General features: G+C 42.3%; 12 protein-coding genes. 2 read left to right on the forward strand and 10 right to left on the reverse strand.

Annotation, left to right across the window (positions count from 1 at the left end):
• The 5 genes from DCO44_RS13475 to DCO44_RS13495 form a co-directional block, all read right to left on the reverse strand.
• The coding region (locus tag DCO44_RS13475) for a GTP-binding protein (RefSeq protein ID WP_009586195.1) at nucleotides 1–99 on the reverse strand (99 nt) is incomplete at its 3' end.
• 94 nt (nucleotides 100–193) lie between these two features.
• A complete protein-coding gene (gene fusA / locus DCO44_RS13480) occupies nucleotides 194–2,332 on the reverse strand; it encodes an elongation factor G (protein ID WP_116762744.1) in 2,139 nt (712 codons plus the stop codon).
• A 130-nt stretch (nucleotides 2,333–2,462) separates the two neighbouring features.
• Nucleotides 2,463–2,933 (reverse strand): 30S ribosomal protein S7, encoded by a 471-nt coding sequence (gene rpsG / locus DCO44_RS13485; protein WP_016167282.1) that lies wholly within the window; start codon nucleotides 2,931–2,933, stop codon nucleotides 2,463–2,465.
• 177 nt (nucleotides 2,934–3,110) lie between these two features.
• A complete protein-coding gene (rpsL, locus tag DCO44_RS13490) occupies nucleotides 3,111–3,485 on the reverse strand; it encodes a 30S ribosomal protein S12 (protein ID WP_002050319.1) in 375 nt (124 codons plus the stop codon).
• Between the two features lie 154 nt (nucleotides 3,486–3,639).
• Nucleotides 3,640–5,085 carry an EcsC family protein gene (locus DCO44_RS13495; RefSeq protein ID WP_116762746.1) on the reverse strand — a complete coding sequence of 482 codons (1,446 nt, stop codon included), beginning with the start codon at nucleotides 5,083–5,085 and terminating at the stop codon, nucleotides 3,640–3,642.
• A gap of 271 nt (nucleotides 5,086–5,356) precedes the next feature.
• Between DCO44_RS13495 and DCO44_RS13500 the strand changes: the two genes are divergently transcribed.
• Both DCO44_RS13500 and DCO44_RS13505 read left to right on the forward strand, forming a co-directional pair.
• Nucleotides 5,357–6,586 (forward strand): beta-ketoacyl synthase N-terminal-like domain-containing protein, encoded by a 1,230-nt coding sequence (locus DCO44_RS13500; protein ID WP_116762748.1) that lies wholly within the window; start codon nucleotides 5,357–5,359, stop codon nucleotides 6,584–6,586.
• Nucleotides 6,587–6,609: 23 nt separating this feature from the next.
• Entirely contained in the window at nucleotides 6,610–7,062 is a 453-nt protein-coding gene (locus tag DCO44_RS13505; RefSeq protein WP_005011820.1) for a CopD family protein, read from the forward strand.
• An 81-nt stretch (nucleotides 7,063–7,143) separates the two neighbouring features.
• Here DCO44_RS13505 and DCO44_RS13510 read toward each other — a convergent pair whose 3' ends face one another.
• The 5 genes from DCO44_RS13510 to DCO44_RS13530 form a co-directional block, all read right to left on the reverse strand.
• The gene (locus DCO44_RS13510; protein ID WP_116762750.1) at nucleotides 7,144–8,250 is read right to left on the reverse strand and encodes an acyltransferase family protein; all 1,107 of its coding nucleotides are present in this window, start codon (nucleotides 8,248–8,250) and stop codon (nucleotides 7,144–7,146) included.
• Nucleotides 8,251–8,436: 186 nt separating this feature from the next.
• Nucleotides 8,437–9,867, reverse strand: a complete 1,431-nt coding sequence (locus DCO44_RS13515; protein WP_171304986.1) for an amino acid permease — start codon at nucleotides 9,865–9,867, stop codon at nucleotides 8,437–8,439.
• Nucleotides 9,868–10,053: 186 nt separating this feature from the next.
• Nucleotides 10,054–10,413, reverse strand: a complete 360-nt coding sequence (locus DCO44_RS13520) for a RidA family protein (RefSeq protein ID WP_116762754.1) — start codon at nucleotides 10,411–10,413, stop codon at nucleotides 10,054–10,056.
• A gap of 12 nt (nucleotides 10,414–10,425) precedes the next feature.
• Nucleotides 10,426–11,529, reverse strand: coding sequence for an alanine racemase (gene alr / locus DCO44_RS13525; protein WP_116762756.1), 1,104 nt, complete (start codon nucleotides 11,527–11,529; stop codon nucleotides 10,426–10,428).
• 44 nt (nucleotides 11,530–11,573) lie between these two features.
• Nucleotides 11,574–12,833 (reverse strand): D-amino acid dehydrogenase, encoded by a 1,260-nt coding sequence (locus DCO44_RS13530; RefSeq protein WP_116762758.1) that lies wholly within the window; start codon nucleotides 12,831–12,833, stop codon nucleotides 11,574–11,576.
• Between the last annotated feature and the right edge of the window lie 58 nt (nucleotides 12,834–12,891).

Genomic DNA, 12,891 nt, shown 5'->3' on the forward strand with positions numbered 1-12,891 from the left:
TGCAATCGCAGCAGTTAAAGTAGTTTTACCATGGTCAACGTGACCGATTGTGCCCACGTTTACGTGTGGCTTATTACGTTCAAACTTAGCCTTAGCCATTTGATTTTCCTTTTTAAACTACTCATGCAGGATTACTGCATGAGCAACTGGTTATTAACTAAAAAATTAGTTTGGGCTTATAGTAATCGAAAGATTACTCGTCGTCACCTTTTTTACCGCCAGATTGGAACTTAGCGATAATGCCTTCCGCCACGTTACGTGGAGTTTCAGCATATTTAGCAAATTCCATAGAGTAAGTCGCACGACCTTGAGACATAGAACGCATTTGAGTCGCGTAACCAAACATCTCAGCCAATGGTACTTCAGCTTTAATTGCTTTAGTTCCACCAGGTAAATCGTCCATACCTTGAACCATACCACGACGACGGTTTAAGTCACCCATGATATCGCCCATGTAGTCTTCTGGAGTTTCTACTTCAACTTTCATGATTGGTTCAAGCAAGATAGGATCTGCTTTCATGAAACCATCACGGAATGCGTAAGAACCAGCCATTTTGAACGACAATTCGTCAGAGTCGACATCGTGGTAAGAACCGTCAAATAATGTCGCTTTAATACCCACAACAGGGTAACCAGCCAAGACACCATTCTTCATACGTTCTTGAATACCTTTATCAACCGCACCGAAGAATTCTTTAGGTACCGTACCACCTACAACTTCTTCAGCGAATTGGTATTCTTTACCAGCTTCTTCAACATCCATAGGTTCTAAACGAACATATACATGACCGAATTTACCTTTACCACCTGTTTGACGAACGAACTTACCTTCTTGCTCAACAGTCTTTTTGATTGTTTCGCGGTAAGCAACCATTGGTTTACCAATGTTCGCTTCAACACCGAATTCACGCTTCATACGGTCAACGATGATGTCAAGGTGAAGCTCACCCATACCAGCAATAATGGTTTGACCAGATTCTTCATCTGTACGAACGCGGAATGATGGATCTTCCTTAGCCAAACGACCTAAAGCAATTGACATTTTTTCTTGGTCAGCTTTAGTTTTTGGTTCAACAGCCAATGAAATTACTGGCTCTGGGAATTCCATACGTTCAAGCGTAATGATGTTTTTCTCATCACATAATGTATCACCCGTTGTAACGTCTTTAAGACCTACACACGCTGCGATATCACCTGCACGGATTTCATCAAGATCTTGACGTTCGTTCGCATGCATTTGCACGATACGACCGATACGTTCACGCTTAGATTTAACTGGGTTATAAACAGGATCACCTTGTTTAAGAACACCAGAGTAAACACGTACGAATGTCAAGTTACCTACGAATTTGTCGTTCATGATTTTGAACGCTAACGCAGAGAACGGAGCTTCGTCAGATGCTTCACGAGATGCTTTAGTTTCAGCTTTGTCGTCAAGAACACCTTCAATTGCTTTAACTTCTGTAGGAGAAGGTAAGAATTGAATTACAGCATCCAACATACGTTGAACACCTTTGTTTTTGAACGCAGAACCACAAAGCATTACTTGAATTTCAGATGCTAATGTACGAGCACGTAAGCCAGCGATGACGTCTTCTTTAGAAAGATCGCCTTCTTCTAGGTACTTGTCCATTAATTCTTCTGAAGCTTCAGCAGCAGCTTCAACCATCTTGGTACGCCATTCATTAGCAGTATCAACGAGGTCAGCCGGAATATCGCCGTATTCAAACTTCATACCTTGAGATGCTTCATCCCAGATAATCGCTTTCATTTCGATAAGGTCAACAACACCTGCAAACGTATCTTCAGCACCGATTGGCACAACGATAGGAACAGGATTACCGCCTAAACGAGTTTTAACTTGTTCAACAGCACGGAAGAAGTTTGCACCAGTACGGTCCATCTTGTTCACGAATGCTAAACGAGGCACTTTATATTTGTTAGCCTGACGCCATACAGTTTCAGACTGAGGTTGTACACCACCTACCGCACAGTAAACCATGCACGCACCGTCAAGAACACGCATAGAACGTTCAACTTCGATTGTGAAGTCTACGTGTCCCGGTGTATCGATTACGTTGATACGGTGTTGTGGGAATTGGCTACTCATACCTGACCAGAAACAAGTTGTCGCAGCAGAAGTAATGGTAATACCACGTTCTTGCTCTTGTTCCATCCAGTCCATTGTTGCTGCACCATCATGTACTTCACCAATTTTGTGAGATACACCTGTGTAGAACAAAATACGTTCAGTCGTAGTTGTTTTACCTGCGTCAATGTGCGCAGAGATACCAATGTTACGGTAACGAGAAATTGGAGTTTGACGAGCCATGATTTCTAGCATTCCTAAATTTTGTTGTTAAAACAGGACGCTTTAAGCTGCTTAGCAACTTAAAGCGATTTGATGACAATTATGTGAAAACATAATTGTCATTGTCCTGATTAAGGCCTGTTTTATCCGCTTAGAAACGGTAGTGAGAGAAGGCTTTGTTGGCTTCAGCCATACGGTGCACATCTTCACGTTTTTTAACAGCTGCGCCTTTACCTTCAGCTGCATCAAGCAACTCACCAGCAAGACGTAAAGCCATAGTTTTTTCAGAACGCTTAGCAGCAGCATCTACTAACCAACGCATAGCCAAGGCAGTACGACGGGATGGGCGCACTTCCATAGGTACTTGATAAGTAGCACCACCAACACGGCGAGCTTTTACTTCGACCATAGGACGAACTTTTTCAAGAGTAGTCTCGAAAAATTCAACTGGGTCTACTTTGTTTTTTTCTTGAACGCGGTCTAAAGCACCGTAAACGATACTTTCAGCAATAGATTTTTTACCATCTTGCATTACGTGGTTCATGAATTTAGCGATTGTTTGGCTACTGAACTTAGGATCCGGAAGGATTTCACGAGCAGCAACTACGCGACGTCTTGGCATTTTAAACTACCTATAGATATGACACTTCAGGTTAATCCAGCAGTGGTACAAAGTGTCATGTACCTTCGCTGGCCTTACTACACGTCGCTTGAATTTCACAAAATAAATGCAGAAATCAGACAAGCGAGACGATAAAGGATTGCAGTTCTAATGAACTAAGATTTTAATCTCGAAAGATTATTTCTTAGGACGTTTAGTACCGTATTTAGAACGTGACTGGTTACGATCTTTCACGCCAGCACAGTCTAAAGAACCACGAACGGTATGGTAACGTACACCTGGTAAGTCTTTAACACGACCACCACGGATAAGAACAACACTGTGCTCTTGTAGGTTATGGCCTTCACCACCGATGTAGCTAGAAACTTCAAAACCAGAAGTTAAGCGAACACGGCAAACTTTACGCATTGCTGAGTTAGGTTTTTTAGGTGTAGTTGTGTAAACACGTGTACAAACACCACGACGTTGTGGACAAGCCTTCAACGCAGGAACTTTAGATTTTTCAACTAAAGTCGTACGACCCTTGCGGATCAACTGATTTGTTGTTGCCATATGGCAATTCTCCCGTTAATAAAAAGCCCCAAAAAATACTACTTTTTGAGGGCATGCAATTGTAAGTCAAGATGCAAAAATGGTCAACATTCGAGAGCCCTTTATCCGTAAACCATCTTGCTTTTCTTAACGTTTTTTGAACAATTTTCGAGATTTATTTTTCATTGGGCGGGATTGGCTTTTTTGTAACCCTTTTTATAGGCACCTTACGTGGACGCTTTGCAGCCACTGTTGGCTCTGCCAAAGGGTTTTCAATTTTTTCCGAAACACCATCCACAATAACCTCTATAGCATCACTACTTGAGGTTAATGCAGGCTGTTGAAGCTTTACTTCTGCCCGTGGTTCAACCAAATGATCGGCCAATTTTTCTAAGCCTTGCTCAATTTTCTGTTGCTGCTCAGCTTCATGGCTTGGTTTTGGCGTAGTTTTTTTCTTTACGTGAACTTTGGTAATATTTTTATTATTTTCCAATGTGGTCTCAACTACAGCATTGATGGACTCTGCCTCAAGTAAACTGGGTTGAACCGTTTCGGTAAATAGTTTTGGTGTCGCTTGTGACAATAACGTCAATGAACGTTCATAGGCAGTGACCACTGAGAGTTCAAGGTCTTTATGTTGCTGGATATATTGACGTGCTTGAGCAAAAACCACTTGTGCTTTTTGATTGACATCTTCTATTAGTTTCCAACTATATACTGCACTTAACGTTGCACTTGCAACAGGCGTCAATTTGCTTAGGAAGCTATAGTTCGGGACTTTATTCATCCAAGCCCATTTATAATCGCCCTGCTCATTGTGTAGCCATTTTCTAAGCATTTCAATGTCATTGCTTGAGCCCAATAAATACTGCAACTGCCCAATATCATGTGTTTGCAACATTTTAGACACGGTTTTAACCGCCATTAATAAGGCTTGCTTCTCTGCAATAATTCCTAAATCAATTTGTTTGAAAATAAATTGAATAATTTCTTGTTCAGTATCTTTATTCAGCTCAAAGCCATAAGATCGCCCGACCTGATAAATGGTTCTCAGTGACAAAATTAAAGACAATGGAATATCGACACTTGAGCCAATGGTTCCCGTTGCCCCTGTAAGCAGGCCTTGTAAAGATGCAATCCATTTATTTTGTTCTGCTAAAGCCTGACTAATGCGTTTAGAACGATCAATATCTTGCGTTAAGCTTTCCAGATCACGCACCCCAGCCTGATCCAAAACATCATCGACAGAACTGATATCTGAACTAAAGGCATTCAGTTTTTCAAAAAAATAGTCGCTAATTTTGTCGGTATATTGTGGTGCAACAAAATTCGCCACATTATTCACTTTTGAATAATGACGCCCTAAAAGTTGTCGGGAAACTTGCGGAAAATGTTCTCGTAAAATCTGCTGTGCATCTTGATATTTTTGGGTCTCAAAAGCAGATTTAGAATGTGCTTTCCCCTCAATAAACGCTGAATTTCCCACGCCTTGCGGATAAGCTGAAATAGAGCCTGGTGCAACATGTTGCAAAACATCGATTCCAGTTTGGCTGAGCTTTTTAGCCACTCCAAAGGCATTTGAGAGGAATCCTGTTGATTGTTTATTATTAGCTTCTGTCATTCTTGACCCTTCTTGTTCAATTCTTTCATTTCTCGCTAAATACTAGGTATAGTCTAAGTTTATCTCAACATCAAACTGTTTCTTTTAGTTAAGAACTTTGCCTAAATTCACTTTTTTCCTTTCTTCCAAATACACATCATATTTGCCATAAGAATTCAAAATTCTTTCTGCTATCATGATTGCAAATCAAACATATGAAGACTTGTAGCATAAAGGCTCTCCCCTGATTGCATACAGTCATGCGAAATATCACCATATAAGGGATCTGTAGATGAAACGTGTTGTAATTACGGGTATGGGTATCAACTCATGCATCGGTAACACTTTAGAAGATGTCACTCATTCATTGCAAAACGGGATTTCTGGAACACGTTTTAACCCGACTTATGCTGAACTTAATTTCAAAAGTCACATCAGCGCAGCAGCAGAACAAAATTTTGACCACATTGACCGCAAATTAAAACGCTTTATGGGCGTATGTGCAATGTATGCGTATAACGCTGCAGTTGCTGCGGTAGAAAATGCTGGTCTGACCGCAGAGCAAATTGGTGGCAATCCTCGCTACGGTATTGCAGGTGGTTCAGGTGGTGGTTCAACAGCATCTGTCATCGAAATGAAAGAATTGCTCGACACTAAAGGTGCGCGTAAAGTTGGTCCTTTCTTCGTGCCACGTAACATGTCGAACACCATCACTGCAAACGTCGGTGTGGCATTTAAAATGCAAGGCGTTGCTCATACCATTACTAGCGCTTGTGCAACCTCTGCTGATGCAATTGGTTATGCCTACAACCTGATTCAATTGGGTAAACAAGACTTAATGCTGGCAGGTGGTGGTGAAGAAGATCACTGGTCTCAAAGCTTGTTGTTTGATGCGATGGGCGCACTTTGCTCGAAGTACAATGACACGCCAGAAACAGCTTCTCGTCCATATTCAGCAGACCGTGACGGTTTTGTCATTGCTGGCGGTGGCGGTTTCGTGGTGCTTGAATCGCTTGAACACGCTCAAGCACGTGGTGCCAACATTTTAGCCGAAGTAGTGGGCTATGCTGCAAACAGTGATGGTGCAGACATGGTTGCCCCGTCTGGTGAAGGCGCAACACGTTGTGTACTTATGGCGCTAGAAGAAGCAAAACAACACGGCGTAGACAAGATTGACTATGTGAATACGCATGGTACGTCGACACCTGCGGGTGACGTGACTGAATTATTGGCAATGGAACGTGCATTTGGTGAAGGTCAAGTTCCTCCACTTAGCTCGACCAAGTCAATGACAGGTCATAGCTTGGGTGCTGCTGGTGTACAAGAAGCGATCTACTCAGTACTGATGATGCAAAATGACTTTATTGCACCAAACATCAACGTGACTGAACTAGATGAAGGCGCAAAACCATTTGATATCGTGCTTGAAAAACGTGACGCAAAATTGAATACTGTGATGAGTAACAGTTTCGGTTTTGGCGGCGTAAATGCATGTCTCATTTTCAAAAAGTGGGAAGGCTAAGCCGCCCATTTTAGGGTGACTTGATGGATGCTCCTTCTGATGCTTTCTTGTGGGTAAAAGCATTACATATTATTGCCGTGGTGTGTTGGTTCGCTGCATTGTTCTACTTACCACGGCTCTATGTTTACCATGCCATGAGTGATGATGCCGTTAGTCATCAACGTTTCGAGGTCATGGAACGTAAATTGTACCGTGGCATTATGTGGCCATCGATGATTGCGACATTGATCACGGCACATTTTTTGGTGGATTGGGGTGATGCAACGCGCCACTACCATGAAGCATTATGGTTTTACCTGAAAGTCGGCTTGGTTGGACTGTTGGTGATTTACCATTTTGTCTGCGGTTATTACCGTAAGAAATTAATTGGTCACGCACATTACAAGTCACACAAGTTCTGGCGCTTCTTTAATGAAATGCCGACCCTAATTTTATTTGCTGTGGTGATTTTAGTCGTAGTCAAACCGACATTTTAAAATCCCACAATTAAAAAGCCCCGATTGATTCGGGGCTTTTTAATGTCTGTAAAAAATCAACAGCACAGCTAAAGATCAGCGCTATGACCGTATCCAAGCTTGACGAATTTTTAAATTGAGCGGGGTCGAATAATACTTTTCAATCGCCCAACTCAAAATAAACACTGCGATAAAATAAACAGGCAACAACATCAGCTTTTCAGCCGCTACAGTTTCTTTGGGGAAATACACCACTTTCATTAAGCCGAGAATAATCAAATGAAACAGATACATTTCATAGCTACGCTGTCCAATCCAGACCAAACTCCGTGCCGCGTATGAGACAGGTTTAACTTTGGGATCTTTGGCAAAACATAATATCAGTAACGCCGTAAATAGCGCAAATACACTGATGCCCCAAGTACTTACCTCTTTGATCGGTGCATAAAAATATAAAGCAGCCATCAGTAATATGGTCACAACAACGATCACTCTTGGACTGTACATGGCAGCTTTAAAATGCTGTACATACATTGCGGTGAGGCAGCCAATCGCAATGCCATCAAAACTAGAAAAATAGTGATACAGATAAGCGCCGCTTTCCTCGCCAAAATGTAAAGTACGAAAATACGGAGCATAAGCGATTGCTGCGAGTAAAAAAACAATAAAGCCTTTGCCTCGACCAAGCCCTAAACACAGTACAGGAAAGACTAAATAGAAAACCTCTTCAACCGATAAAGACCACAATACGCCCAAAGCATAGTTGACCCAACCGTATTTGATAATCAGTAGATTCATCCAGAAGCTAAAAGCGGAAAGGACAGTCACAGCATAGGACACCTCTACGCCATTGGGCGACTGATTGAGAAAAGGTTGTAATCCTAAACTCCCAAGCACACTGACCATCACGACCAATAACACCAGACACGGCATAATTCGGGCAATACGACGGATATAAAAATCTTTCAGCTTAATCTGCGCCAAAGACCCACTGCGCTGCAAGGTATGCTGGGTAATCAAAAAGCCCGAAATGACAAAAAACATGGTCACACCATAGTTGCCATTTCTTGCAATTAAGGTACTGAAGCTTTCGCCCCCAATTTGGATGCCGAGAAAGGTATCGTGTAATTTATATGGAATATTAAAATGGTGAATCAATACCAAAAGGATGGACACTCCGCGCAGGATGTCGATTTTATAATTACGCATAAACCGTTGTTAAAATTTTAAAGTGCTTCATTAAAAGTTAAACCACCTGATTTAAACAGCTTTTATGCATAAAATCATACAATTATCTAACACTCCATTAGCATCTATTTATTCAGCTCAAACAAAAAGAAAGCCCTGCTTACGCGGGCTTTCTCTCAGATATCGCTAGTGAAGGATCAGTTTTACTTAGCTATCGAGTTGCTGTCTTAACATACGTTTTTTCACACGTGGTAAATACAACACACGATAAGTAGTGGCCAAAATAATTAACCACACTGGACTAATGATTAAGGCACGTAAAGTATCGGGTTCTAAACTTAAAATGACCAAGGTAAAGAAAAGGAAAATCAATACCACATAAGACATCCACACCCCACCTGGCATTTTAAACTTCGATTGTGCATGTAATTCAGGACGCAGTTTACGGTAGCGTAAATAGCACACCATAATGAGTCCCCAAATACTGATAAATAGAATTACACACAATGAACTTGCTAAGGTAAAGGCTTCCACCGTGTTCGGCACGAAATACTGCAGCGCTGCACCTGCCATAATAAAGATGCAAGAAAATAACAAGCCTTTGGCTGGAACCGCACGACTGGATAATTCACCCAAACCTTTAGGTGCTTGACCATCACGAGATAAGCCAAACAGCATACGACTGGTCGAAAACACGCCACTATTCATCGAAGACATGACGGAAGACAGTACCACCAAGTTCATAATGATGGCAGAAACTGGAATACCCGCATGTAAGAATAAGCTCACAAATGGGCTTTGATCCGCTGGAATCTGATTCCAAGGTGTTACTGACATCACAATAAATAACGCCAATACATAGAATAAAATGATTCGGGTTGGAATTGCATTCACCGCTTTCGGTAAGTTTTTTTCTGGATCTTTGGCTTCAGCCGCCATGGTTCCAATTAATTCCACACCCACAAAAGCAAAGAGTGCAATCTGGAAACCTGCCAAGAAACCACTGGTACCTTTAGGGAACATTCCACCATTTGCCCAGACATTACTAAAGCTGGCAACTGAGCCTTGTGGTGCTTGGAAATGACTGAACACCATAAAGCCGCCGATGACAATCAAGCCTAAAATGGCTAAAATTTTGATCAGTGCAAACCAAAATTCGATCTCACCAAAGAGCTTGACAGTTAGAAGATTCAGTCCAAGTACAAACAATACACAACCCGCACTGATCAACGCTTGCCCTATGGGCGTAAACGCCATATCGGGTGGTAACCAGAAATTCAGATAATTAATAATGGCCGCAAGGTCAGCTATACCGACCAAGACCCAACCTAGCCAATACGACCAGCCGATATAATAGCCCGCTGCAGGACCAATTAAATCGTGTGCCATATCGATGAAAGATTTGTAATGCAGATTGGAGAGTAGAATTTCACCTAATGCACGCATAAGGAAAAAGAACATACCACCAATGATCATATAGATCAGTAAAATTGAAGGTCCAGCGAGGGAGATGGTTTTCCCTGAACCCATAAATAAACCTGTACCAATAGCTCCGCCAATTGCAATCAATTGTAAATGACGATTAGAGAGCTTGCGTTGCAACTCGTGGGTCGCTTGTTCAGCTTTTGGCTCACGCATTGTGGTCATAACTCAACATCCTTTTTTAATTCCTTTATATGACTTAACCCAGATCTAGCTCCTCTCGAGCAATAACATTGATCTAGGGCTAAGCCCTTATCCTTAACAATGTAATCCTTAACCTTCGTGGTTAGTCAGTTGATCACTTTGCTCATTACTTGCGTCCTCCATTCCATGGATGATTACTTACTTTTGTGCCGCAATTACCGCAATTTCAATGAGCCATTTTGGATTGACCAAATCGGCTTGAATGGTAGCGCGTGCAGGCGTTGCATGGTCTTTTAACCAGTCAATCCAAATTTCATTCACCACTGAAAAATCAGCCAAATCTTTCAGAAAAAGTTGTGTCGACAAAATACGGCTTTTATCACTGTTGGCTTGTGCCAAAAGCTGATCAATGGTGTTTAATACATCTTGAGTTTGCCCCGTAATATCCAAATCAGGATTTTTAGGCACCTGACCCGATAAATACACCACGTTGTTAAAAACCGTCACAGCACTCATTACAGGAGTGGTATTAAAGCGCTGAATATCTTGTTGTGACATGGTTAAAATTCCTTATTCCTGAATTGAAAAATTGACGCGTGCAGTGACTGCACACATCAGTTCATAGCCAACGGTGCCAGAGGTTGCTGCAACCTCATCAATCGGCAATACCGCCCCAGTGCTCGATTGCCCCCACAACACCACTTCACTGCCAATTTGGGCATCCAGAATTGGATCAAGGTCAACGGCAAGCATGTCCATGCTGACACGCCCTAAAGTACGGGTACGAATGGAGTTCACCAGTACAGGGGTGCCTGTCGGTGAGATGCGTTGATAACCATCGGCATAGCCACATGCGACAATACCAACCCGCATTGGTCGGTCTGCGACAAAACTAGAGCCATAGCCAATACTGTCATTTGGATTTAACTGTTGAATCGAGATGATTTCACTGCGCAAACTCATACTCGGTTGTAAATTCCAGTCTTGAATCGTATGACGTGGAAAATCAGGAGAACTGCCGTAAAGCATGATGCCGCTACGCGCATAATCCGAGCGTAACTGGCTAGAGTATCTTAAAATTGCGGCACTATTACTGACCGAACATGGCCCTGGATACTGTTGCAAAATCTGCTGGAACACTTGATGCTGATATTCAATCCCAGATTGCCCTTGACGTTCACCATCGGCATCTGAGAAATGCATCATGTGTACCAAGTCTTTAACCGAAGCTAAACCTTTCAGTTGTTGCCACGCGTGTACGTAGTGTTCTGGCGTAAATCCTAAACGATTCATGCCATTGTTCATTTTTAAGAACACTTTAAATTGTGCGGCAACAGGAAACTGCTGTAACCATTGAATTTGCAGTTCATTATGTACAGTAAAACTCAATTGATACTGTGCACAATCATATAAATCTTGCGGCGAGAAAATACCTTCCAGTAACAAGATTTCTCCTGTCCAGCCCAAAGCACGAATACGTTTGGCTTCTTCGATATCAAGCAATGCAAAACCATCGGCAGATTTAAATGCCTGATATACGCGTTCAATGCCATGCCCATAGGCATTGGCTTTGACCACGGCAAAAACTTGGCTGTCTGGCATTGCGGCACGCGCAATTGCCAGATTATGTTTGAGTGCGGATTGATGAATCACCGCAGTAATTGGACGTGGCATAACCCTTCTTCCCTAAAGTTCAAACAATTCCCTGAATTCAGGAATTATGCTGCACTTAAATAACGTTCAATCGACAGACCATCAATGCTGATATCTGGTTTATGGTTCATCACCAAGTCACTGATCAGCTTGCCTGAACCACATGCCATGGTCCAACCTAAGGTGCCATGTCCTGTGTTCAAGAACAGATTTTTAAAGCGAGTCGCCCCAATAATTGGCGTACTGTCTGGGGTCATTGGGCGTAAGCCTGTCCAGAACGTTGCATTAGGTAAATCACCGCCAGGGAATAAATCTTTGGTCACCATTTCTAGTGTGCCACGGCGATCATCATTCAGTTTCAAGTTGAAACCGCTTAACTCTGCCATACCACCGACACGGATACGTTGATCAAAACGGGTAATCGCAATTTTGTAAGTTTCATCCAGTACGGTTGATTGTGGTGCAAATGCAGGATCGATAATTGGCACCGTCAATGAATAGCCTTTGACTGGATAGACAGGTAGATTTAACTCAAGTGGTTTTAAGAAATCACGTGAATAACTACCGAATGCCAACACATAACGGTCTGCGGTCAATACTTGACCATTCACCACTACACCTTTGATTTCATCGCCTTCAACCACTAAACGCTCGACGTTCTGGTTAAACAAGAACTTCACACCTTTGGCTTTGGCAATATCTGCAAGCGAATTGGTGAACTTATAGCAATCGCCCGTTTCATCATTTGGCAAGTGTAAACCACCAACCAATTTATCTTTGGCAAAGCCCAGTGCAGGTTCTACGCGAGCCAAGTCATCTTTCAATAACAATTCATGTGGTACGCCACACTCTTTTAATACTTGAATATCACGTTGTACCGCTTCTAATTGCGCTTCATTACGGAACACCTGTAATGTGCCTTTTGAACGGTTTTCATAACTGATTCCTGTGTCTTTACGCAATTCACGTAAACAATCACGGCTGTATTCCGCCACACGGGTCATACGTTCTTTATTGATTGAATAGCTTTGCGCATTACAGTTTTTCAGCATTTGTGCCATCCACTGTAACTGCCACATGCTGCCATCCATATTAATCGCCAATGGTGCATGATGCTGGAACATCCACTTCACGGCTTTAAATGGAATGCCCGGTGCTGCCCAAGGGGTCGAATACCCTGGCGAAATTTGCCCTGCATTACCAAAACTTGTTTCTTCTGCTGGACCTGCTTGGCGGTCCAATACAGTGACTTCTGCTCCCTGCTGCGCAAGATAATATGCACTTGCTACACCAATTACACCACTACCTAGAACGATTACGCGCATTTCCTTTCTCTCACTGCTTCACCAGTTTATTTAACTAGTATATTTCTACATCAATAGT

Source organism: Acinetobacter sp. AM, assembly GCF_003105055.1.
Taxonomy (GTDB): domain Bacteria; phylum Pseudomonadota; class Gammaproteobacteria; order Pseudomonadales; family Moraxellaceae; genus Acinetobacter; species Acinetobacter tibetensis.